The organism is Microbacterium sp. NPDC089696 (assembly GCF_044749125.1).
In the GTDB taxonomy this organism is placed as follows: domain Bacteria; phylum Actinomycetota; class Actinomycetes; order Actinomycetales; family Microbacteriaceae; genus Microbacterium.
Window position 1 is genome coordinate 34,827 of record NZ_JBIVHF010000001.1, and the last position, 21,272, is coordinate 56,098.

Genomic DNA, 21,272 nt, shown 5'->3' on the forward strand with positions numbered 1-21,272 from the left:
CCTTACCGGCCTGCGCCAGCGTAGGGCAGGAGCGCCATCTCGCGTGCGTTCTTGATCGCGGTGGCGATCAGACGCTGCTCCTGCACCGAGACACCGGTGATACGACGGGCGCGGATCTTGCCGCGCTCCGAGACGAACTTGCGGAGGGTGGCGACATCCTTGTAGTCGATGACTCCGACCCGGATCGACTTCGCGGGAGCAGCGTTCTTCGCGCCCTTCCGCGGCTTGCGGCGGTCGCCGCTCGACTTTCCAGCCATTGTTTTTCCTTAGTTATGAGACGGATGCCGGAGCATCCGGAGATCCTGATTCAGAAGGGGGTGTCGTCGCCGAAGCTGCCCGGAGTGCTCCAGGCGTCCGCGCTGGTCGACGAGCCGGGCGTGGACCACGGCTCCTCCGACACCTGCTGCTGCTGTGCGGGACGGGACTGCCCGCCACCGCCGCCGCCGTTCGACGCCGCCCGGGTGACCTGCGCGGTCGCGTACCGGAGCGAGGGGCCGATCTCGTCGACCTCCAGCTCGATCGCGGTGCGCTGGTTGCCCTCGCGGTCCTGGTAGGAGCGCTGACGCAGACGGCCCTGCGCGATGACACGCATGCCCTTGGTCAGCGAGCCCGCCACGTGCTCGGCGAATTCACGCCACACCGACGCGCGGAGGAACAGCGCTTCGCCGTCCTTCCACTCGTTCGCGGCGCGGTCGAAGTTCCGAGGCGTCGAAGCGATGGTGAAGTTCGCCACCGGCAGTCCGTTCTGCGTGTAGCGCAGCTCGGGGTCGGCCGTGAGGTTTCCCACCACGGTGATGACTGTTTCGCCGGCCATCGGACTCAGGCCTTCGCAGCCTTGGCGGCCTTGCGGGCAGCCTTCTCTTCGGAGCGCTTGGCCTCGGACGCGATCATCGCCTGAGCCTCCTCCGAGCGGAGGACCTTGGTGCGCATGATCTGCTCGTTCAGCTTGAGCTGACGGTCGAGCTCCTGCGTGGCCTCGCTGGTCGCGGTGAAGTTGACGACGGCGTAGATGCCCTCGTTCTTCTTCTGGATCTCGTACGCCAGGCGGCGCTTGCCCCAGATGTCGACCTTGTCGATCGAACCGCCATCGTTGGTGATGACCTTGAGGAACTTGTCGAGCGTAGGAGCGACCTGGCGCTCGTCGACCTCGGGGGTCAGAATGACCATGAGTTCGTACTGGTGCGTCACTTACCCACCTCCTTCGGACTAGAACGGCTCTCGGGACTTTCCCGGGAGCAGGAGGGTGTGTGCACGTCGTCGGCACGGGTATCCGATGGATGCCCGAGGGCAGACAACCTGAACAGTCTAGCGGAGTTTCCTGCGCGCTGCTGTCAGGCGTGTCGACGGGGACTGGCATGCTGGTCTGGTGCGCGGCGACCGTCGTCCGCACGACCCAAGGGGGGACACACGCATGCGCGTCACCAAGATCGGAGCCGGGATCATCCTGGCCGCCGCCATCCTGCTCACCGGCTGCTCGGCTCCGGCCGCCGAGGAGCCCAAGGACGACACGTCCGCCAGCACCACCGAGGAGACCACGGCTCCCTCGGCCGACTGCCCGAAGCTCGAGGAGGGCGCGACCGTCGACGGCACCGCGCTCGGCACGTGCATCGCCGAGGCGATGACCGACACCCAGGGCTACGCCGCGAAGATGACCGTGCTCGGCATGGACACCACCGCCCAGTACGACCCGGCGACCGAGGCCGTCGCCTGGAGCACGCCCATGGGATCCGTCGTCGTGATCGGCGACGACGCCTGGGTGAAGTCCTCGACCACCGACTGGCAGGTCGCGGACGCGAACTCCTCCGACCCGATCGTCGCCGGTCTGAGCCAGGCGGCGGCCACGGCCAACGACGCCGACCCCGCGGTCGCTGCCGCCGGGCTGTCGGGTGAGTTCACCGTGACCGGCACCGGCTCGCGCCTCGGCCAGGACGTCTACATCCTGACCGGCACCGTCGAGCAGGAGGGCGTCTCCGTGGAGATGACGTACGAGATCACCGCGGACTACGTCGTGCTCGCGACCACCGGCACCACCGAGGCGGCCGGTCAGACGATCGACACCTCGCTCGAGATCACCGAGTGGGACGTCAAGCAGGACATCGTCGCCCCGATCTGATCGAGGAGCGACGAAGGAGGGCCGGGGCGATGCGCCCCGGCCCTCCGTGCGTTCGGGGTGCCCCCGGCACGGACGTCGCGCGATCGGCATCCATCCTCGTTCCGGTCGCAGTTCGTGCCGTCGGGATGCGATTTCGACGGCACGAAGTGCGACCGGAGGCGGAACCGAACGCGGATGCCGGTGACGCGTGCGTCTACGGGCGGCGGCGAGCCGTGCGGATGACGAGGTAGATGAGGTACACGCCGCCCAGCACGAGCGTGACGACGCCCACCGGGAGGGCGTGCTTCGGCACGGCGTTCTGGCCGATGATGTCGGCGAGGGAGAGCAGCGTCGCCCCCATGAGCGCGGTGGCCACGAGGTGCGCGGCGCCGTTCTTGACGACGAGGCGGGCGAGGTGCGGAGCGGCGAGCGCGATGAAGGCGATAGGACCCGCCGCGGCCGTCACCACGCCGGTGAGGCCGACCGCGATCGCCACCAGCGCCGCCTTGGCGAGGCCCATCCGTCCGCCGAGGGCCGTGCCCACGTCGTCGCCGAGCTCGACGAGCCACAGTCCGCGCCGTGCGCAGGCCAGCAGCACGAGGAGCACGAGGACGACCACGATCGGCAGCGTCGCCTGCGTCCACCCGACGCCGTTCAGGGAACCGGCGCCCCAGATCGCGGCGGAGATCGCGACCTCCAGGCGGGCGCGCAGCAGCATCCACGCGTTGAGGGCGGCGAGCACGGCGCTCACCCCGATGCCGACGATGACGATCCGGTAGCCGAGCGCTCCTCGACCGGCCACGAGCAGTGCGACGAGCCCGGCCGTCGCGAAGCCGCCCAGGATCGCGCCGATCGCCACGCTGAACTGCGAGCCGCCCCCGGTCGTGATGACCACGAGCGCGCCCGTGTACGCACCGGTGGTGAGGCCGATCACGTCGGGACTGCCGAGCGGGTTGCGGGTGATGGTCTGGAAGATCGTGCCCGACAACGCGAGGGCGGCGCCGAACACGACCGCGGCGAGCGCACGCGGCAGCCGCCAGTCCACCACGACCATCCGCACGCCGCCCTGCGTCTCGAACAGCGCCTGCACCACCCGTATCGGCGAGAGCACCGTGTCGCCGATCGAGAGGCTCGCGAGGAACGAGACGAGCAGCGCCGCGACGAGCGCCCCCATCGCGATGCGGCCGCGACGGTCGAGCGGACGTCGTGCCCTGCGGATCAGTGCTCGGGCATCGACATCGGAGCGCGGGGCGGCGGTCACAGCTGCACCGGGTTCTTCCTGCGGCCGATCCAGATGAGGAACGGCGCGGCGACGAAGGCCATGACGATGCCGACCGGCACCTCCTGCGGGGCGATGATCACGCGGCCGACGACGTCGCCGAGCACGACCACGACGGCCCCGATGACCGCCGCGAGCGGCACGACGGCCTTCTGCGACGCGCCGACGAACCCGCGCGCGATGTGCGGGGCGGCGAGGCCCAGGAACGCCACCGGTCCGGCGAGCGCGGTGGCGGTGCCGGCCAGCAGCGTGACGGCCACGACGGCGGCGGTGCGCAGCGGGCCGATCTTCACGCCGAGTGCGGCGGCGGTGTCGTCGCCGAGCGCCAGCACGTCGAGGCTGCGCGTCATGAGCAGGGCGATCACGAGTCCGAGCGCGATCGCGGGCCCGGCGAACTGGAGCAGCGCGAGGTCCCGGCCGGCCAGGGCTCCCGACTCCCAGCTGCGCATGTGCAGGAACGCGGTGGGGTTGAGCAGCACGAGCGCCGTCGTGATGCCTCCGAGGACCGCGGCGAGCGCGACGCCGGACAGCACGAGGGTGACGGGGCTCCCTCCCCCTGCCGCGCCGAGCAGCACGACGCCCACCGTCGCGACGAGCGCCCCGAGCAGCGCGAACACCATCAGGTGCGGGAAGTCGCTCACCCCCAGCGCGGCGACCGCGATCGCGACGGCGACGGATGCTCCGGCGTTGACGCCGAGGATCCCGGGGTCGGCGAGCGCGTTCCGGGTGAGCGCCTGCATCACGGCTCCGGCAGCGCCGAGCGCCAGCCCGACGACGATGCCGAGGACCGTACGCGGGATGCGCGACTCGCGCACCACGAGTTGGAGATCGCTGCCGTCGAACCGCGCGACGGCGTCGACCACGGTGCCGAGGCCGATCATCTTGGTGCCGACGGTCAGGCCGATCCCGACGGTGACCACGACCGCGAGGACCGCGAGCACGACGACGAGCACGGTCCGCGCGGCTGTGCGCCGTCGTGGACCGTGCGTCGTGCGTGCGGTGGTCGTCACTCCGCGGTGCGTGCGGGTCCGTTGCCGGCGACGGCGTCGCTCAGGGCGGGCACCAGTGCGTCGAGCACGTAGGGCAGGCTCAGCGGCGAGGTGAAGTAGATCGCCCCGGCGGTGACGCCGTCGGTGTACACGACCGAGCCGCTCTGCATGGCGCGGAGCGCGGTCACGAAGGCCTCGCCCTCGAGCGCGGTCACGTCCTCCTCCTTCTCGGTGCCCCAGATGAGCACGTCGGCCGCATTCAGCACGTCGAGGTTCTCGACCGGGATGTACGCCTGCCCGCCCGACTCGTCCTCCGGCGCGTAGGCGTCGATGTCGGCGGGGATCGTGAATCCGAGGTCGGTGAGGAAGTCGGTGCTCAGGCCGTCCTGGTAGGCGATCGCGGACCCGTCGTAGATCGCGTTCTGCAGGAACACGGCCGGCTTCCCTGCGAACTCGGGGTGCGCGGCCGCGGCATCCGCGAACTGCGCCTCGATGTCGTCGACCAGCTCCTGCGCCTCGTCCTCGAGACCCACGGCCTTGCCGATCTGCAGGGTCTGCACGTCCCACGGCTCGAAGTACATCGAGAAGTCGCCGGAGTGCGCGACGGTCGGCGCGATCTCCGACAGACGGTCGAAGTCCTCCTCGGTCATGCCGGCGTTCGTGCCGATGATGAGGTCGGGATCGAGCAGGGCGATCGCCTCGAAGTCGAGTCCGTCGCTCGTGGTGAGGACCTCCGGCTCGGAGTCGCCGCGGGCGTCGTCGGCCCACGGCCAGGACGCGAAGTCGTAGCCGCCGTACCAGTCGGTGACGCCGACGGGCTTCACGCCGAGGGCCCACAGGGTGTCCTGCTCGGTGTAGCCGACCGACACGACGCGCTTCGGCTGCTCGGGGATGGTGGTCTCGCCGTAGGCGTGCTCGACCGTGACGGGGAAGGCGTCGTCGGCGACGGCGGGCAGGTCGTCGGCGGCGGTGTCGGCCGTGGGGCTGCAGGCGGTGAGCGCGGCGGCGGTCGCGACGGCGGCGAGGAGGGCGGCGAACGCCCTGGTACGTGTGCGGGGCATGGCGGAACCTGTCGATGTGAGATAAGGGTTGCCTAAGCTTATCCATCCCGCCACGTTCGCGTCAGGCCGACGTCACCGCCCGGCGCCGCCGCTCGGCTGCCACGAGCGCCACGACGACGAGACCCGGCGCGATCACCACGAGCGGCGGGAGCATCCACACCACGACGACGCTCACCCCCAGGCCGACCAGCACGAACGCATCGCCGATCGGGTCGTCGATCACGAGGTCGCGGCCCGCACGCCACAGATCCTTCCACCGCGCGCGCGGCTCCCACAGGGCGGCGGTGCGCAACGCGGCGAGCGCGACGAGCGTCGCGAGCACACCGCTCACGGCGCCGAGCGCGACGCCTCCGGGCAGCAGACCCTGCATCGCCGCGAGCGTGTTGAGCAGCAGCATCCCCACGACCACGGCGGAGGCCGCACCGAACCACCATCCCGAGCGGATCGCCTGCCCTCCGAGCATCAGCAGTCGCCGCACCGAGTCGGTCTCGTGCTCGAGGTGCGCATCGAGGTGACGAGCTCCGGCGGCGACCGCCGGGACGATTGTCACGAGCGGCAGCGACAGCGCGGCGACGCCGAGGCCCACCACGAGCATCTCGCCGAACGCGCCGAGCCGCGCGCCGCCGAACGCCGCCTGTTCGCGCCGCGCGCGCGATCCGACCCCGCTCATCCCTTGAGCCCCTCGGTCGCGACCCCCGAAACCAGGTAGCGCTGGAACGCGAGGAAGAACAGCACCACCGGCAGGAGCGCGAGGATCGCCATGGCCATCTGCGCTCCGTAGTCGCTCGTCGAGGTCTGGTCGACGTACAGGCGCAGCGCGAGCGGCATCGTGTACATGCCCGGATCCTTGAGGTAGAGCAGCGGTCCGAAGAAGTCGTTCCACGACCAGATGAACGCGAAGATCGAGCTCGTCACGAGCGCGGGCTTCATGAGCGGCAGGATCACGTACGCGAAGGTCCGGACGTGACCGGCGCCGTCGATGCGAGCAGCCTCGTCGAGGTCGCGCGGCAGCCCGCGGATGAACTGGATCATGAGGAACACGAAGAAGGCATCCGCCGCGAGGAACTTGCCGAGCAGCAGCGGCCAGTACGTGTTGATCATGTCGAGCTGGTTGAACACGATGTACTGCGGGATGATCACGACGTGGAACGGCAGCAGCATGGTCGCGATCATGCAGAGGAAGAAGAGCTTGCTGCCGCGGAACCGGATGCGTGCGAACGCGTACGCGGTGATCGAGCACGACAGCACCACACCCAGCACGGAGGCGACCGCGAGGATCAGCGAGTTCACCACGAAGGTCCAGAACGAGACCCCGCCGATGCCCGACAGCGCCTTGGCGTAGTTGTCGAACGAGAAGCTCTCGGGGATGAGGCTGACCGAGCCGATGATCTCGTTGCCCGGCTTGAACGACGACATCACCATCCACACGGCCGGGTAGAGGATCACGACCAGCACAGCGACGGTGAGCACGTGGAAGATCGTCGCGCGCAGGGCGCTCTGTCGTCGATGCCCGACCCCCGGACGACCACGCCCGCCCGGGGCGCTCTCGGTGGTGATGAGCTCGGTGTGCGTGACGGTCGTGGTCATCGTTCGTCTCCCGCGTAGTGGACCCAGGCCCTGGAGCTGCGGAACAGGATGAGCGTGACGATGCCGACGGCGATCACGAGCACCCAGGCCATGGCCGAGGCGTACCCCATCTGGAAGTCGCGGAAGCCGCGCAGGTAGAGGTACAGCGTGTAGAACAGCGTCGACCCCGCGGGTCCGCCGCTGCCGTTCGAGATGATGTACGCCGAGTTGAACACCTGGAAGGCGTGGATCGTCTCGAGCAGCAGGTTGAAGAACAGCACGGGCGACAGCATCGGGATCGTGATCGAGAAGAAGCGCCGCACCGGACCCGCGCCGTCGACGGATGCCGCTTCGTAGAGCTCGGGCGGCACCTGCTTGAGCCCCGCGAGGAAGATCACCATCGGCGCGCCGAACTGCCACACCGTCAGGAGGATGAGCAGCGGCAGCGTGCGCGCGGGGTCTCCGACCCAGCCGCCCTCGGATGCCGGCGGACCCCCGAAGAACGACCCGATCTGGGCGACGATGCCGTTGTCGATGAACATCGCCTTCCACACGATCGCGATCGACACGCTGCCGCCGATCAGCGACGGGAGGTAGAACGCCGACCGGTAGAACCCCTGACCGCGGCGCGGCGCGTTCAGCAGCATCGCGACGCCGAGAGCGGCGACGAGCTTGAGCGGCGTGCCGACGAGCACGTAGATGCCGGTGACCTTGACCGCCTGGAGGAAGTTCGGGTCGGTCAGCATCCGCGCGTAGTTGTCGAGGCCGACGAACTCGGGATCGTTGAACAGGTTGTAGTCCGTGAACGACAGGGCGAGCGAGGCGACCATGGGACCGGCCGTGAGCGCGAAGAACCCGATCAGCCAGGGGCTGAGGAACAGATAGCCGGAACGCGTCTCCCGGCGGGCGCGCACGTTCTTCGTGCGCGCCCGCGCCGGGGCGGCCGTGGCTGCAGGAGCAGTCATGAGGGTGTCATCCTTCCTCCTGCAGCCGGGCGCGCCCGAGCGGCAGGTCGTGCGTGAGGGTCAGCCGAGGACCAGCGAGATCTCGGAGAACAGCTCCTGCGCGAACTGCTTCGTGGTCAGGTCGCCGTAGCGCAGCTGCTCGTGCAGCTCGCCCCACTTGGCCTCGATCGTGCCGTAGCCCGCGGGCAGGATCGGGTAGCTCGCGGTGAGCTCGTCGTCGACCGAGGCGAGGTAGTCGAGGTTCACGGTGTCGGCCGGCGTCTGGTCGATCGCGGCGCGGCCCTCCTCGGTGGGAGGGGTGCCGAGCGAGGTGCCGAAGACCGTGGCCACCTCGGGAGACGTCGTGAGGAAGTTCACGAACGCCGCAGCGGCCTGCTGCTGGTCCGAGTTCTTCGCGACGCTCAGGAGCATGCTGGGCTTGGGCGCGAGCACGTGCTCCTTCTCGCCCTTCTCGAGCGGCGGCTGCACCATGCCGATGTTCTCGGTGCCGGCATCCGTCATGCCCTGCAGCACCGTGGTCGAGAAGTTGAACCAGATCGCGGCCTCGCCGGCGAGGAAGCCCCCGCTCGGCGACAGCGCGACGCTGCGCTCGACCGGGTAGAACTCGCCGTCCTCGCGCAGCGACGAGGCGCTGTCGAGGTAGTCGACCACGTCGCCCTCGTCGAACGCCGGGGCGCCGTCCTCGGTGAAGACCTCGTTGCCGGACTGCATCAGGTGGTAGATGAAGTTGGGCAGGCCGCCCGTGTAGTCCTCGGCGCCGTAGATCTTCGGGTCGGACGCCGCTCCCGCCTCGTTGACCTCGAGGATGAAGTCGTCGAGCTCGTCCCACGTCATGTCGTCGGTCGGGTAGTCGATGCCGAACTGGTCGAGGAGGTCCTTATTGTACATCATCGACCACGCGTTGGTGCCGAGCGGAACGCCCACGAGCTGGTCGTCGACCGTGCCCGAACCCAGGACCTGGTCGGTGATGCCGTCGAGCGGCAGCAGAGAGTCGCGGTACGGCGAGAGGTCCGCCAACAGGCCCTTGCTCGCGTACTCGCCGAGGTATCCGGCATCCATCATCACGACGTCGGGGAGCGACTTGCCCGCGGCCTCGGTGTTGCGCGCCGTCCAGTAGTCGCCCCAGGCGTTGAAGTTCCGGACGACCTCGACGTTCGGGTACTGCTCGTTGAACAGCGCGACGACCTGCTCGAACCTGTCGGCGCGGTCCTCGTTGCCCCACCAGGAAAAGCTGATCTCGGCGGTGGTGTCCTCGTCGAACGTGATGTCCTCGGGGGCCGCGTTCGAGCCCCCTCCCCCGCCGCATCCGGCGAGCACGAGGGTGGCGGCGCCCGCGAGGGCGACCAGGGCGGGCAGTCTCTTCTTCGTCATGTGTTTTCTCCTCATCGAGTGGCTGTGCGGAATCGGGTGGTCAGGCAGGGGCGGAGCCCTGGATCAGGGCGCGGAGGGTCTCGATCGGGAGCTTGGGCTCCCGCATCTCGGTGAGCAGGCCGTTGCGCTCCTGCATGGTGTCGGTGAGCTGGGTCCAGCACCAGCCGGAGAGCCCGCGCGCGCGGCCGCGGTGTCCCCGGGTCCCGGACTGCACGGCACCGAGGATCGCCGCGATCATGCGGGTGTAGTCCTCCGCGCCGGCGGCCTCGGAGTAGCCCCACGAGTCATCGGGACTCGCGTCGGCCGCCCACTTCACGCCCCCGAACTCGGTGAGCAGCACGGGCTGACCCTCGTCGGTCGTGCCGGGCAGGCGCACCTGGCGTCCCGCGGGGCCGATGCCGGAGATGTAGGCGCGGAGCGCGGCCTCGTCGACGTCGTACCGCTCGGCGAGCACTCGGCCGTCGGCCTCGTAGTCGTGCAGGGTCCACAGGTCCGAGGTGCCCAGCTCCCAGCCGTCGTTGGAGATCACGGGACGCGTCGGGTCGAGGGCCTTGGTCAGCTGGTACAGCCCCTCGGCGAAGGCGCGCTGATCGGCGCGGGAGGCGATGTGCTGCACGCCCCAGCTCTCGTTGAGAGGCACCCACGTGATGACGCTCGGGTGGGCGCGGTCGCGGAGCACGGCCTCGGTCCACTCGGCGGTCGTGCGCTGCACCGAGCGCGGGCTGAAGGTGTAGGTCGCCGCCATCTCGCCCCACACCAGGAGTCCCAGGCGGTCGGCCCAGTACAGGAAGCGCTCGTCCTCGACCTTCTGGTGCACGCGGACGGCGTTGAAGCCCAGCTCGGCGATCAGCTCGGCCTCGCGGCGCAGCGCCTCGGGGGTCGGCGCGGTGAGGTGCGACTCGGGCCAGTATCCCTGGCTCAGAACGGAACGCAGCGTGATCGGACGATCGTTGAGCAGCAGCGCCCCGTCGGACCAGGAGACGCTCCGGAGCCCGAGGTAGCTGGCGGCGGCGTCGGTCACCGCGCCCTCCTGCTCGACGGTCACCCAGGCGTCGAGCAGCGTGGGCTGCCCGGGACGCCACAGCAGCTGTTCGTAGCCCTGACCGTTGGTCTGGCCGGTGAGGGGCAGAGTGAGAGCGGTGGCCTCGCCCGTCACGCGCACGCTCGCGGAGGCGAGCTCGCGGCCCTCGTGGGCGATGCGCACGCGCACGACGCTGTCGCCTGCGCTCTTGAGCGCGACGTCGACGGTCACGGTGCCGGCCGACAGGTCGCTCGTCCAGTTGACGCCGGTCACGTGCTGCGGGGAGACCGACTCGAGCCACACGGTCTGCCAGATGCCCGTCGTGCGGTGGTACCAGATCGTGTGCGGGTGCTCCTCCCAGTCCTGCTTGCCGCGCGGCTGGGCGAGATCGTGCGGGTCGTCCTCGGCGCGCACGACGATCACGTGCGACGCGGAGGCCGGGTCGAGCGCGTCGGTGATGTCGACCGCGAAGGGTGTGTGTCCGCCCTCGTGCGCGCCGACGGCCTGACCGTCGACCCAGACCGTGGCGCGGTAGTCGACGGCGCCGAAGTGCAGGATCGCCCGCGCTCCGTCGTGGTGGCCGATCTCGTCGAGCTCCGCGCCGGTGAGGTCGCGGCGGTACCAGACGACGGGGTGGAAGCCGGTCGCGCCGATGCCGGACGCGGGCGACTCCGGCGGGAACGGCACCCGGATGCGGTCGGGCAGCTGCCGTCCGTCGAACCAGCGCTCGCGGAGCCCCTGGTCGGCGTCGTCATGCGCGAAGCCCCACTCCCCGTCGATCTCGAGGTAGGAGTCGCGGACGAGCTGCGGGCGCGGGCGGGCCGTCTCCAGTCTGCTCGCGCGGACGGCGTCGATCGCTCGGTCGGTGTCGTGCTTCGCCACGGGTGGTGCTCCCTCTCCCGGCATCCGCTGCCGGCCTTCGTCATCGAACTGGCCCCTCCGTCATCGGAGGGTGAGCGGGAAAACGTTTCCCGTTCAACGTTGAAGGACACGTTAGTTCCACGTTGAACTATAGTCAACTGGGAACCTACGATCCGTGCACACGGGAGGAGACAGCATGCCCCGCGTGACCCTCGCCGACGTCGCGGCCCGCGTCGGCGTGAGCGCCAAGTCGGTGTCGAACGTCGTGAACGGCACCGGCTGGGTCGGCGACGAGGTGCGGCAGCGCATCCTCGTGGCGATCGACGAGCTCGGCTACCGCCCCAACCTCGCCGCCCGTCAGCTGCGCAACGGCCGCAGCGGCCTCATCGCGCTCGTGCTCCCGGACCTCCGCGAGCCCTACTTCGCCGAGTTCGCCGCACAGTTCGTCACCACGGCGCAGGCGCGCGCTCTCACCGTGCTGATCGCCCAGACCGGCGCCGACCGCGCCACGGAGCTCGCCATGATGGCAGGCGAAGGGTTCCCCGCGCTCGACGGCATCGTCATGAGTCCGCTCGCCCTCCAGCCGGGCGACCTCGACGACCGGCCCGCCGCGCCGCCTCTCGTGCTGATCGGCGAGCAGGCGGAGTCGCTGCGGACGGCCGCTGTGCATCACGTCGGCATCGACAACGTCTCCGCCGCAGCCGCCGCGACCGCGCACCTCGTCGCGAACGGCCGGCGCCGCATCGCCGCCGTCGGGGTGCAGGGGTCCGGCCCCACCGCGACCTCACGTCTGCGTTTCGACGGATACCGCCGAGCCCTCGCCGACGCGGGCATCGCTGACGACCCTGCGCTGTACGCCACGGTCGAGCAGTTCAACCGCGCGGAGGGGTCGCTGGCGGTCGAGCGACTGATCGCGAGCGGCGCCGACTTCGACGCGCTGTTCTGCTTCAGCGACAGCCTCGCGCTCGGGGCGCTCTACACGCTGGGCAGCCACGGCATCGCGGTACCCGATCGCGTGGAGGTCATGGGCTTCGACGACATCGAGGAGGGACGCTTCCACATCCCCGCGTTCTCGACCGTCGATCACGGCGTGGAGCAGGCGGCATCCACGATCCTCGACATCCTGCACGACCCGCGATCCGTCCCGGGCTCGCACCACGAGGTGCCCCACCGGCTCATCGCCCGCTGATCGGGAGCGCCGTCACGGTCAGGCCTGACAGTCGTCATCCGGGGCCCGGCGCCGACGTCGGCCCGCTTCCGGGGCCGCCGACCCGCTTCCGGTGGCAGTCTGCGCCGCGCGGAGCCCGCCCATCTTCGCTCCGGTCGCGCTTTGTGCCGCCGCATCGCGGCTTCGGCGGCACGAACTGCGACCGGAACCGATGGATGTCGATCGTCCACGGCACGAACTGCGACCGGAACGACCGAAGAGACGTCGGATGACTGAAGCGGACGCCGAGGGCCGAATGCCGGACGACCCCCGTCAGCCCAGGACGGGCGGGATCTCCGACCAGGCCAGTCGCTCCTCGGTCGAGGGGGCGGCGGGGATGCGGCCGGCGCCGTCCGGTTCGGGGATCGCGGCGAGCAGCGCACGCGTGTACGGATGCCCGGGGTCGGCCCACACGCGGTCGGTGGCGCCCGACTCGAGCACCCGGCCCGCGTACATGACGAACGTGCGGTCGGCGATGCGTCGCACCACCGCGAGGTCGTGCGAGATGAACAGCATGCCCGCACCCGACTCCGCCACGAGGTCGCGCATGAGCCCCGCGACACTCGTCTGGGTCGAGGCGTCGAGCGCCGAGATCGGCTCGTCGGCCACGAGCAGCGACGGCCGGGCGGCGAGGGCGCGGGCGATCGCGATCCGCTGCTTCTGTCCGCCCGAGAACTGGTGCGGGAACCGCGTCGCGACGTTCTCGGGGAGGCCGACCCGCTCGAGCCACTCGGCGACGGTCGACCCGGCGGCGCCGCGCGCGCGGGCGGTGGCGATGCCGTCGGCGATCTGGTCGCCCACCCGGCGCCTCGGGTTCAGCGAGGTCGACGGGTCCTGGAACACCATCTGGATGCCGGTCAGCGCGAGCGCGCGACGGCGGATGCCGAGCGGCGTGACCGGTTCGTCGCGGAACAGCACAGTGCCGCCCGCGAGCTTCTCGATGCCGACGACCGCGCGGGCGAGGCTCGACTTGCCGCTGCCGGACTCCCCCACCAGCGCGACGGTCTCGCCCGGCGCCACCTGCAGCGACACCTGATCGACCGCGACGACCGGCGGGGTGCCCGGGTAGCGCACGGTGACGTCACGGGCGTCGAGGACGGCCACCTCACTCATCGGCATCCTCCTTCTCGTCGACCGCGTCGCCCGCGGCATCCGGTGCGGACTCGATCCGCGAGCCGGGAAGCGCCGCGAGCAGCGTGCGCGTGTACTCGTGCTGCGGGGAGCGGAACAGCGTCTCGCGGTCGGCGCGCTCGACGATCTCGCCGTTCTTCATGACGGCGACCTCGTCGGCGATCGCGCTCATGACGCCGAGGTCGTGCGTGACGAGCAGCACCGCGAGGTTCCGCTCGGTCGCGAGGTCGCGCAGCAGTCGCAGGATGCCGGCCTGCACCGTCACGTCGAGCGCGGTGGTCGGCTCGTCGGCCAGCAGCACCTCGGGGTCGCAGGCGAGAGCGCAGGCGATCGCGATGCGCTGGCGTTGGCCGCCCGAGAACTGATGCGGGTACCGCGCGAGCGCGCCCTCGGGGTTCGGCACCTGCACGGTCTCGAGCAGCTCGATCGCTCTGGCCTTCGCCGCGGCGCCGCGGAGTCCGAGGTGCACGCGCATGTGGTCGGTGAGCTGGCGCCCCACCGGCAGCTGCGGGTGCAGCGACGCCGACGGGTCCTGGAACACCATCGCGATGCGCTTCCCGCGGATGCGGTTGAGTTCACGTCGGCGCAGACCCAGGAGCTCCTGCCCCGCGAGGGCGACCGATCCGCCGGTGCGGGCCGTGCGCGGGAGCAGGCCCAGCACCGCGAGCGAGGTCAGGGTCTTGCCCGAGCCGGACTCCCCCGCGAGGCCGTGGATGCGTCCCGCGTGCAGGTCGAGCGAGATGCCGTGCACGAGCGGGCGGCCGATCGCGATCGTGAGGTCGCTGATCCGCAGCGCGGGCGTGGTCGACGGTGCGTTCATGCCGAAGCCCCCTTCGCGGACGCCGCGTGATCGGCCTGCTTCTCGTGCGTGACCTCGGCGGTCGGGTCGAGCACGTCGCGCATCGCGTCGCCGAGGAAGTTGAACGCCAGCACCACCGTGAGGATCGCCAGGCCGGGGAACACGCCGAGCCACCAGGCGTCGAAGTTCTGCATGGCAGCCGAGATCATCGAGCCCCACTCCGCGGTCGGCGGCTGCGCGCCCAGCCCGAGGAACGACAGACCGGAGAGCAGGAGGATCGCGGCGCCGATGTCGAGCGTCGCGAGGACGAGCATGGGGCCGGCGATGTTCGGCAGGATGTCGACGAACAGCGTCCGCAGCGGCGAGTGGCCGAGCAGTCGACCCGCGATCACGTAGTTCTGACCACGGAGGCCGATCACGATGCTGCGGGTGACACGGGCGTACTGCGGCCAGGACACCACGATCGCGGCGATCACGGCGTTGAAGAGCGAGGGTCCGAGGGACGCCGCGACGACCATCGCGAGGATCACGGTCGGGAAGGCCATGAACAGATCGGTGATGCGCATGAGCGTCTCGTCGACCGCGCGACCGAAGTACCCGGCGACCGCGCCGATGACGGTGCCGATCACCATCGCGGCGATCACGAGCATGAGCGCGAGCGGCAGGCTCACGGTCGCGCCGGTCATGAGGCGCGAGAAGATGTCGCGCCCGTTGCCGTCGGTGCCGAGCAGGGTGTCGATACCGGGCTCCTGCAGACGCGGGAGCACCTGTGCGTTGGGCCCGAACGGCACCCACCACTGCGCGGTGAACGCCACGACGATCCAGGCGGCGGCGATCACGGTGCCGATCACGCCGAGCGGGGTGCGCCAGGCGCGCGGCCAGCGGAACCGGAACCGCCAGGGCCCGGACGCCGAGTCGATGCGGCTCATGCGATCCTCACTCTCGGGTCCAGGACGCCGTAGAGCAGATCGACGACGAAGTTGATGACGAGGTAGATGACGCCGACCACCAGGCCGACGCCCATGATGCCGGGCAGGTCGAGGTTCGCGGCGGAGTTGTAGGCGTACGTGCCGAGCCCCGGCCACGCGAACACCGACTCGACGAGAACGGTGCCAGACAGCAGCGATCCGAACGCGACACCCACGACGGTGAGGATCGGGAGGGAGGCTCCGCGCAGCACGTAGCCGACGATCACGCGCATCGCGGGGAGGCCCTTGGCGCGGGCGGCGCGCACGTAGTCGCTGCCGAGCACCTCCAGGACCGAGGTGCGGATGAACCGCGTGAGGAGGCCGATCGTCACGAGCGACAGCACGATGACCGGCAGCGCGAGGTGCGCGAGGGCGTCGAAGAACCCGACGCCGTCGCCGTTCAGCAGGTAGTCGACCGTGTAGAGGCCCGTCACCCGCGGGGGCGGGGTGATCGACGGCGAGATCCGGCCGGACCCGGGCGCGATGCGCAGCTCGAGGAAGAACACGTAGAAGCTCACGAGCGCGAGCCAGAACGTCGGGACGCTGAGGCCGACCAGCGTGACGACGCGGATGACCTGGTCGGTCACGAGCCCGCGGCGGTAGGCGGCGAGCGTGCCGAGCACGACGCTCACGGCGAGGCTCAGGACGATCGCGGCGATCGCGATCTCGATGGTCGCCGGCACCGCGGTGGCGAGGTCGCTGGTGACCGGGCGTCCGGTCACCAGCGACGTGCCGAGGTCTCCGCGCAGGAGGTTCCCCATGTAGATGAAGTACTGCACGAACAGCGGCTGGTCGAGCCCGTGCTCCCGGATGAAGGCCTCACGCGTCGCGGGGTTCTGCGACGCGCCCTCGCCGAGCGCGGCCGAGACCGGGTCTCCCGGCACCAGGTTGGTGAGCAGGAACGTGACGATCGTCACGCCCACCAGCAGGAGCAGGGAGGTCCCGATCCGGCGCAGCAGGTAGCCGACGAGCGGCGATCTGCGTCGCTGCGCCTGCCGTTGCACGGCCACCGTCGTCATGCGCGGTCGCCCGATCAGCCGGCGGGCTGGATCTCGGCGATGTCCATCTCCCACACCGAGTTGTACACGGCGCCGGTGACGGCATCCGCCGTGGCGATGTTGCGACCGGGGACGATCAGCGGCACGAACGGTCCGTCGGCCTGCATGGCCTCGGCGAACGCCGTGAACGCCTCGCTGCGCTGCGCCTCGTCGGTCGCGGCGGCGGCACCGGCCGCGATGCCCGCGATCTCGGGGTTCGCCTCGGCGGCCCAGCCGGCGCGCAGGCCGACCTTCAGTCCGGGAGCGAAGGGCAGGAAGTTCGCGGAGTCGGCGTAGTCCGGGCCCCAGAACCACAGGCCGAAGCCCTCGGTGCCGTTGACGTAGGCGTCGAGCTCGGTCGCGAAGGGCGCGGGGGCCAGCTCGACCGTGATGCCGGCGTCCTCGAGCTGCGCCTGGACGCGCTCGGCGAGCGGCGTGAACTCCACGCCGCCGACCGGGTAGTCGTTCGGGAACTGCAGCTTCAGGGTCTGGCCCGTGTAGCCCGCCTCGGCGAGCGCGGCCTTCGACTTCTCGAGGTCCTGCTCCACACCGCTGTCGAGGGCGCCCTCGAACCCGGGCGGGATCACGCCGGTCGCCTGCACCGCGCCGGCGCCGGCGAGCTCGAGCAGCGCGTCGTAGTCGAGCGCGTACCGGATCGCCTCGGCGATCTTCACGTTCGCGAGGTCGCCCGCCACGGCCGAGGACTGGTTCAGCAGCAGGAAGATGGTCTGGCCGGAGGGCACCGACTCGACCTGGAGGCCGTCGCCGAGACCGGCGACCTGGTCGCCGTTGAGGTCCATCGCGACCATCGAGTCGCCACCCTTGAGGTTGGCGAGCTGCGTGGCGCTCTCCGAGACGTTGCGGACGACGACGCGGTCGTAGCCGGCCTCCTCGTCGCCGTCGTACTCGTCGCTCTTGGTGAGCACGACCTGCGAGGAGAGGTCGAGCGTGTCGAGCACGAAGGGCCCGGAGCCGGCCGACTCGCCGTCGAGGAACTTCTGCGCCGTGTCGGTGCCGTCGGTCGCGCCGCCGTTCTCGATCACGACGTCGGAGTTGAGGATGCCGAGCGCGGGGTTCGCGAGGATCGCGGGCAGTTGCAGCAGCGGCGTCTCGGACGTGATCGAGATCGTCTTGTCGTCGACCTCGCTGATCGTCAGGCCGGCGAGGAGGAAGTTCGGCTTCGCGTCCTCCATGCCCTGGATGCGCTGCAGCGAGAACACGACGTCCTTCGCCTCGATCGGAGAGCCGTCGGAGAAGACGCGGTCGCCCTCGAGCGTGAAGGTGAACTCGGTCGCGGCGTCGTTCTGCTCCCAGGACGCGAGACCGGGGACGGGCGTCGAGACGTCGGAGCCCTCGAAGTCGACGAGGGTCTCGTACAGGGCCTTGGCGATCATGTTGCCGGTCGGGTCGTAGCTGTGTCCCGGGTCGGCGGTCTCGATCGAGAAGGCGGTGTCGATGACGAGCGAACCGGATGCCGAGGAGTCGCCCCCGTTGTTCGCGGAGTTCCCTCCCGAGCAACCGGCGAGCGCGAGGAGCGCGACCGCTCCGATCGCGATGACGGACGTGCTGCGACGTGACGACATGAGGGCCTCCCAGGGCGAGGATTCATCGGGTATGGACGCCACTGAGGTGGACGACCGGTGATCAGATTCGCATCATATGGGACTATGTGTCCAGCGAGGATGCGATCGTCATCACGGTCTGTCCAGTCCCTCGCCCGTGAGGAGCAGAATGTCCAGCAAGAGCGCCGAAGCGTCGAAGCAAACTGGACGAAGTGCCACCCCTCTGGACGACATCACGTACAGAATCCTCGACACGCTGCGCGATAACGGTCGGATCTCGATCGCCGCACTGGCCGAGACCGTCGGCATCTCCCGCGCGAACGCCTACACGCGGGTGGAGACGCTCATGCAGGAGGGCGTCATCACGGGGTTCAGCGCCACGGTCGACCAGGCGAAGGCCGGCCTGTCGATCGGCGCGCTCGTGTTCGTCACCGTGCACCCGCAGGCGTGGGCGTCGTTCCGGGAGCGCGTGATCGAGATGCCGGACGTCGAGTGGTGCGCGATCACGACGGGCGAGCACGACGCCATGCTGCTGATCCGGGCGGTCGACGTGAGCGGCGTGCACGAGTTCTCGACCGGCGTGATCGCCCAGCTGCCCGAGGTGCGCACGGTCGTGAGCGTGGTCGTGCTCGACGAGGTCATCCGCCGCTCGTACCTGCTGCCGACGGATCTGCCCGAGCGGGACATGGCGGTGCCGCTCGGGATGACGCGCTGGACCCCGGCCTCCCCGGGCCGCGACGCCCTCCCGCCCCGCTGATCGGGCGGCGGCGCTGAGCAAGCGCACCCCGCGGCGCTCAGAGGCTCCGCAGGGAAGAGGCCTTCCGCTCGTCGATCCCACCGCGCCACCCCGAGAGCGGCGGCGGGACATCCGACCGCGGGCCTCCGGTCCACGCCTCGGCGATCTCGCGTCGGGAGACGAAACCGTCCCAGCTCGGCGTGATACTGCCGCGAAGCACACCGTATTCGGCGAGCCCGAGCAGGATGCCGTAGCGCTGATACTTGTCCGCGCGAGGGACGATCTTCGCACGCGCCACCGCCTTCTCCAGTTCGCCGGGCCGCGTGCCGTCCGGCAGGCCCGCGATGAGGTCGAGCAGGGCGCGCAGGCGCTCCCTGTCGTCGTCCGTCGGCGACGGGAGTCCTTCGCTGCTCGCGGCCTCGAGGTCGGACAGATAGTGGTGCGGCTGCTCGTTCCACGACCAGCCGAGGGCGAGTCGCAGCAGCTCCTCGGTGACGTCGACGTCGTGCATCCCGTCGGGGGCGTCGACCGAGAGACCGCAGTCCGGCATGCCGTCCGCGGCGAGGGCTGCTGCTGCGAGGTGACGGCACCATCCGACCGATATCACGGTCTGCCGTCCCCGCGGAGCGCTGTGCAGTCCGGCGACGAACGCGCGGAGCACGGCGTCGTCGTCGAGTGTCATCGCGGCGGCGAGCGACCGCTCGAAGATCTCGCCGGCGGTGAGACGCTCGGGCACCCGGATCGGCCACCCGAGCGCCGCTGCGCCCGCGAGGTCGGCGGAATCCGTCGAGGCCTCCGCACCGGCGACCGCTCCGGTACGGGTGAACCGATATCCGTACAGCCGCATGAGGACGTCGAGTTCGGCGCCGGTGGGAACGCGACGGGGAGCGAGGGCGGCACGGGGAGTCGTCATGGGATCATCCTCGCTGTCGGCACGGCGGTGCGGGAGGTCCGGACCGGACCCCGCCGATCAGATTCTGGAATATCAGTGGCGGATGCCACGGATGCTCAGCCGGTGGGCACCGAACGAGGGCACCCCGGCGGTCGTCGAACGAGCGCAGCGAGACGAAACGCCCTCCGATCAGGAGGCGGGGACCTCTTCGCACACGCTGAGCTGCGGGAGTCCGTGCATCTCGTAGTGCTCGACGAGGCGGATGAGCCCGTCGTCGGTGAGCTCGAGCTCGCTCTCGCCGTCGCCCGTCACGACCGTGCCGTCGGCGACGAGCACGTGCACGAACGACACCCAGATCGTGTCGGCGGTGCGGGTGCCGACGAAGCGCCCGAAGGTCACGGTGTCACCGGTGTAGTCACCCCAGATCGCGCCGTCCTTCTCCCGGTACACGAACTCGCTGGGACCCTCCGGGTCGACCGCAGACGTCGTCGAGGACACCATGCGGAAGCGGCGGCCGTCGAGCGAGGGGATGGATGCTGTCGAGGTCACCCTCCGATTATGGAGGAGCGGTGTCGCCTGTGAGGACGACGTCGATGAGGGGTCTCGTACACCGATCCGCGGCCTGGCCCTGTCGAGACGAAACGACGCATCGCGGCATCCTCGACGCGGTTTCGTCCATCGGGTCATTCGAGGTCGAGACGCAGCAGACCGGGAAGGTGCGCTGTCTGGGCGCGCACGGTGACGAGGAAGTCCGCGTAGTCCGGGGTCATCTGCACGCGCGAGGATCCGAGCACCATCGTGCGCGCACGACCGGCCGCGCGCTCGAGCTTCATCCGCCGCACCGGATACCCGGTCGGGGTCAGCCAGACGCGGGCGAGCTGCGAGTAGGGCAGGTCCTCGTCGTCGAGGCGCAGACCCTGCGCGCTGACGCCGATGTGCGACGGGATCGCCACGAGAACACGACGCCGCTGCACCGCGCCGATGAGGAGTCCGATGCCGGCGACGCCCGCGAACGGCACGAGCATCACGAGCGCCGACAGGTCGCCGTCGAGGAAGCCGGGTGTGAACGCGAGGGCGAGCGCACCGAGCGCCACGGCGAGCGCGATCACCGCGCCGACCGTCAGACCGGTGGCGAACCCGCGCTCCTTCGACGAATCGACGCTGAACGAGGTCGGGAGGTGCGCACGGGCGCGCGCCGCGTCGACCGGGTCGGCGGCCCGGGGCTCGTCGAGAGGGGTGAGGACGGCCATGAGCTCGTTGAAGTCCGTGCGCGTGAAGCCGGGGAGCTCGACCGTGATCTCGCGTCCGCCGCTGTAGACGAGGAGCGCGCGGGTGACGCCGCTGCGGAGCCCGTTGGTGCGGTGCTCGGTGATCTTCGATCGGAACGCGGTGGACGCGCGGTCGAAGGTCTCGCGGTTGCCCCCGCGGCCGATCTCCACCGTGGTGGGGTGCACGGCGATGCGCACGTTGCGGAACCAGAAGATGCCGAGCCAGACCGCGACCGTGAGCGCGACGGCCACCACGAGCACGATGATCCCGCGGGTCTCGATGTCCATCTGCCGGGGAAGGAAGCGCGGCAGGATGAACAGCGTCGCGGCCGACAGCACGACTGTCAGCACGATCGCGCTCACGACCGCGCGCACCGGATGACGACGGAACACCCGTCCGTCCGCCACCACCGAGACCCCATCGACCATGCGACTCTCCCCCGCTCTGGACTTTCCTCTGGCACAGT

General features: G+C 70.3%; 22 protein-coding genes. 3 read left to right on the forward strand and 19 right to left on the reverse strand.

What is annotated here, in order from left to right:
• Positions 1-2 precede the first annotated feature (2 nt).
• From rpsR to rpsF, 3 genes are read right to left on the reverse strand one after another with little or no spacing between them, the layout of a single operon-like run.
• Entirely contained in the window at positions 3-257 is a 255-nt protein-coding gene (gene rpsR / locus ACIPY8_RS00180) for a 30S ribosomal protein S18 (protein ID WP_017203799.1), read from the reverse strand.
• A 50-nt stretch (positions 258-307) separates the two neighbouring features.
• Complete coding sequence (locus ACIPY8_RS00185; protein WP_050723584.1) at positions 308-814, reverse strand: single-stranded DNA-binding protein; 507 nt, start codon at positions 812-814, stop codon at positions 308-310.
• A gap of 5 nt (positions 815-819) precedes the next feature.
• Positions 820-1,188 carry a 30S ribosomal protein S6 gene (rpsF, locus tag ACIPY8_RS00190; RefSeq protein ID WP_050723583.1) on the reverse strand — a complete coding sequence of 123 codons (369 nt, stop codon included), beginning with the start codon at positions 1,186-1,188 and terminating at the stop codon, positions 820-822.
• A gap of 223 nt (positions 1,189-1,411) precedes the next feature.
• Here rpsF and ACIPY8_RS00195 point away from each other — a divergent pair, with 223 nt between their 5' ends.
• A complete protein-coding gene (locus tag ACIPY8_RS00195; RefSeq protein WP_400813708.1) occupies positions 1,412-2,113 on the forward strand; it encodes a hypothetical protein in 702 nt (233 codons plus the stop codon).
• Between the two features lie 193 nt (positions 2,114-2,306).
• On the opposite strand, the gene ACIPY8_RS00200 is transcribed toward ACIPY8_RS00195, so the two are convergent.
• From ACIPY8_RS00200 to ACIPY8_RS00235, 8 genes are all read right to left on the reverse strand, one after another.
• Entirely contained in the window at positions 2,307-3,353 is a 1,047-nt protein-coding gene (locus ACIPY8_RS00200; RefSeq protein ID WP_400813709.1) for a FecCD family ABC transporter permease, read from the reverse strand.
• The gene (locus ACIPY8_RS00205; protein WP_400813711.1) at positions 3,350-4,381 is read right to left on the reverse strand and encodes a FecCD family ABC transporter permease; all 1,032 of its coding nucleotides are present in this window, start codon (positions 4,379-4,381) and stop codon (positions 3,350-3,352) included. Before ACIPY8_RS00205 ends, ACIPY8_RS00200 begins: the two co-directional genes overlap by 4 nt.
• Positions 4,378-5,421, reverse strand: a complete 1,044-nt coding sequence (locus ACIPY8_RS00210) for an ABC transporter substrate-binding protein (protein ID WP_400813713.1) — start codon at positions 5,419-5,421, stop codon at positions 4,378-4,380. Before ACIPY8_RS00210 ends, ACIPY8_RS00205 begins: the two co-directional genes overlap by 4 nt.
• A gap of 61 nt (positions 5,422-5,482) precedes the next feature.
• Entirely contained in the window at positions 5,483-6,091 is a 609-nt protein-coding gene (locus ACIPY8_RS00215) for a hypothetical protein (RefSeq protein ID WP_400813715.1), read from the reverse strand.
• Positions 6,088-7,008, reverse strand: a complete 921-nt coding sequence (locus ACIPY8_RS00220) for a carbohydrate ABC transporter permease (RefSeq protein ID WP_400813716.1) — start codon at positions 7,006-7,008, stop codon at positions 6,088-6,090. Before ACIPY8_RS00220 ends, ACIPY8_RS00215 begins: the two co-directional genes overlap by 4 nt.
• On the reverse strand, positions 7,005-7,952 hold the full coding sequence (locus ACIPY8_RS00225) for a carbohydrate ABC transporter permease (RefSeq protein ID WP_400813718.1): 948 nt from the start codon (positions 7,950-7,952) through the stop codon (positions 7,005-7,007). The genes ACIPY8_RS00220 and ACIPY8_RS00225 overlap by 4 nt, the downstream gene beginning before the upstream one ends.
• A 60-nt stretch (positions 7,953-8,012) precedes the next feature.
• Positions 8,013-9,323, reverse strand: a complete 1,311-nt coding sequence (locus tag ACIPY8_RS00230) for an ABC transporter substrate-binding protein (protein WP_400813720.1) — start codon at positions 9,321-9,323, stop codon at positions 8,013-8,015.
• 40 nt (positions 9,324-9,363) lie between these two features.
• Positions 9,364-11,226 carry a glycoside hydrolase family 2 protein gene (locus ACIPY8_RS00235; protein WP_400813723.1) on the reverse strand — a complete coding sequence of 621 codons (1,863 nt, stop codon included), beginning with the start codon at positions 11,224-11,226 and terminating at the stop codon, positions 9,364-9,366.
• 175 nt (positions 11,227-11,401) lie between these two features.
• Here ACIPY8_RS00235 and ACIPY8_RS00240 point away from each other — a divergent pair, with 175 nt between their 5' ends.
• Complete coding sequence (locus ACIPY8_RS00240; protein ID WP_400813725.1) at positions 11,402-12,394, forward strand: LacI family DNA-binding transcriptional regulator; 993 nt, start codon at positions 11,402-11,404, stop codon at positions 12,392-12,394.
• 291 nt (positions 12,395-12,685) lie between these two features.
• Here the strand turns inward: ACIPY8_RS00240 and ACIPY8_RS00245 are convergent, their stop codons facing one another.
• The 5 genes from ACIPY8_RS00245 to ACIPY8_RS00265 are packed head-to-tail and all read right to left on the reverse strand — an operon-like array spanning position 12,686 to position 17,930.
• On the reverse strand, positions 12,686-13,525 hold the full coding sequence (locus ACIPY8_RS00245) for an ABC transporter ATP-binding protein (RefSeq protein ID WP_400813727.1): 840 nt from the start codon (positions 13,523-13,525) through the stop codon (positions 12,686-12,688).
• Complete coding sequence (locus ACIPY8_RS00250) at positions 13,518-14,363, reverse strand: ABC transporter ATP-binding protein (RefSeq protein ID WP_400813729.1); 846 nt, start codon at positions 14,361-14,363, stop codon at positions 13,518-13,520. Before ACIPY8_RS00250 ends, ACIPY8_RS00245 begins: the two co-directional genes overlap by 8 nt.
• Positions 14,360-15,271, reverse strand: coding sequence for an ABC transporter permease (locus ACIPY8_RS00255; protein ID WP_400813730.1), 912 nt, complete (start codon positions 15,269-15,271; stop codon positions 14,360-14,362). Before ACIPY8_RS00255 ends, ACIPY8_RS00250 begins: the two co-directional genes overlap by 4 nt.
• Positions 15,268-16,329: an ABC transporter permease gene (locus ACIPY8_RS00260; RefSeq protein WP_400813732.1), complete on the reverse strand. Its 1,062-nt coding sequence runs from the start codon at positions 16,327-16,329 to the stop codon at positions 15,268-15,270. Before ACIPY8_RS00260 ends, ACIPY8_RS00255 begins: the two co-directional genes overlap by 4 nt.
• A 14-nt stretch (positions 16,330-16,343) precedes the next feature.
• A complete protein-coding gene (locus ACIPY8_RS00265) occupies positions 16,344-17,930 on the reverse strand; it encodes an ABC transporter substrate-binding protein (RefSeq protein WP_400813735.1) in 1,587 nt (528 codons plus the stop codon).
• A gap of 148 nt (positions 17,931-18,078) precedes the next feature.
• On the opposite strand from ACIPY8_RS00265, the gene ACIPY8_RS00270 reads away from it, so the two are divergent.
• Positions 18,079-18,666 (forward strand): Lrp/AsnC family transcriptional regulator, encoded by a 588-nt coding sequence (locus ACIPY8_RS00270; RefSeq protein WP_400813737.1) that lies wholly within the window; start codon positions 18,079-18,081, stop codon positions 18,664-18,666.
• A gap of 37 nt (positions 18,667-18,703) precedes the next feature.
• Here the strand turns inward: ACIPY8_RS00270 and ACIPY8_RS00275 are convergent, their stop codons facing one another.
• The 3 genes from ACIPY8_RS00275 to ACIPY8_RS00285 all read right to left on the reverse strand — a co-directional run bounded on the left by ACIPY8_RS00275 (position 18,704) and on the right by ACIPY8_RS00285 (position 21,234).
• A complete protein-coding gene (locus tag ACIPY8_RS00275) occupies positions 18,704-19,558 on the reverse strand; it encodes a hypothetical protein (RefSeq protein ID WP_400813739.1) in 855 nt (284 codons plus the stop codon).
• 168 nt (positions 19,559-19,726) lie between these two features.
• The gene (locus ACIPY8_RS00280; protein WP_400813740.1) at positions 19,727-20,086 is read right to left on the reverse strand and encodes a hypothetical protein; all 360 of its coding nucleotides are present in this window, start codon (positions 20,084-20,086) and stop codon (positions 19,727-19,729) included.
• Positions 20,087-20,220: 134 nt separating this feature from the next.
• Entirely contained in the window at positions 20,221-21,234 is a 1,014-nt protein-coding gene (locus tag ACIPY8_RS00285; RefSeq protein ID WP_400813742.1) for a hypothetical protein, read from the reverse strand.
• Positions 21,235-21,272 lie beyond the last annotated feature (38 nt).

Coding starts and splice junctions, on each gene's coding strand:
- rpsR (WP_017203799.1), bottom strand. CDS start 257: ATGGCTGGAAAGTCGAGCGGCGACCGCCGCAAGCCGCGGAAGGGCGCG.
- ACIPY8_RS00185 (WP_050723584.1), bottom strand. CDS start 814: ATGGCCGGCGAAACAGTCATCACCGTGGTGGGAAACCTCACGGCCGAC.
- ACIPY8_RS00195 (WP_400813708.1), top strand. CDS start 1,412: ATGCGCGTCACCAAGATCGGAGCCGGGATCATCCTGGCCGCCGCCATC.
- ACIPY8_RS00210 (WP_400813713.1), bottom strand. CDS start 5,421: ATGCCCCGCACACGTACCAGGGCGTTCGCCGCCCTCCTCGCCGCCGTC.
- ACIPY8_RS00215 (WP_400813715.1), bottom strand. CDS start 6,091: ATGAGCGGGGTCGGATCGCGCGCGCGGCGCGAACAGGCGGCGTTCGGC.
- ACIPY8_RS00220 (WP_400813716.1), bottom strand. CDS start 7,008: ATGACCACGACCGTCACGCACACCGAGCTCATCACCACCGAGAGCGCC.
- ACIPY8_RS00225 (WP_400813718.1), bottom strand. CDS start 7,952: ATGACTGCTCCTGCAGCCACGGCCGCCCCGGCGCGGGCGCGCACGAAG.
- ACIPY8_RS00230 (WP_400813720.1), bottom strand. CDS start 9,323: ATGACGAAGAAGAGACTGCCCGCCCTGGTCGCCCTCGCGGGCGCCGCC.
- ACIPY8_RS00240 (WP_400813725.1), top strand. CDS start 11,402: ATGCCCCGCGTGACCCTCGCCGACGTCGCGGCCCGCGTCGGCGTGAGC.
- ACIPY8_RS00245 (WP_400813727.1), bottom strand. CDS start 13,525: ATGAGTGAGGTGGCCGTCCTCGACGCCCGTGACGTCACCGTGCGCTAC.
- ACIPY8_RS00250 (WP_400813729.1), bottom strand. CDS start 14,363: ATGAACGCACCGTCGACCACGCCCGCGCTGCGGATCAGCGACCTCACG.
- ACIPY8_RS00255 (WP_400813730.1), bottom strand. CDS start 15,271: ATGAGCCGCATCGACTCGGCGTCCGGGCCCTGGCGGTTCCGGTTCCGC.
- ACIPY8_RS00260 (WP_400813732.1), bottom strand. CDS start 16,329: ATGACGACGGTGGCCGTGCAACGGCAGGCGCAGCGACGCAGATCGCCG.
- ACIPY8_RS00265 (WP_400813735.1), bottom strand. CDS start 17,930: ATGTCGTCACGTCGCAGCACGTCCGTCATCGCGATCGGAGCGGTCGCG.
- ACIPY8_RS00270 (WP_400813737.1), top strand. CDS start 18,079: ATGTCCAGCAAGAGCGCCGAAGCGTCGAAGCAAACTGGACGAAGTGCC.
- ACIPY8_RS00275 (WP_400813739.1), bottom strand. CDS start 19,558: ATGACGACTCCCCGTGCCGCCCTCGCTCCCCGTCGCGTTCCCACCGGC.
- ACIPY8_RS00285 (WP_400813742.1), bottom strand. CDS start 21,234: ATGGTCGATGGGGTCTCGGTGGTGGCGGACGGACGGGTGTTCCGTCGT.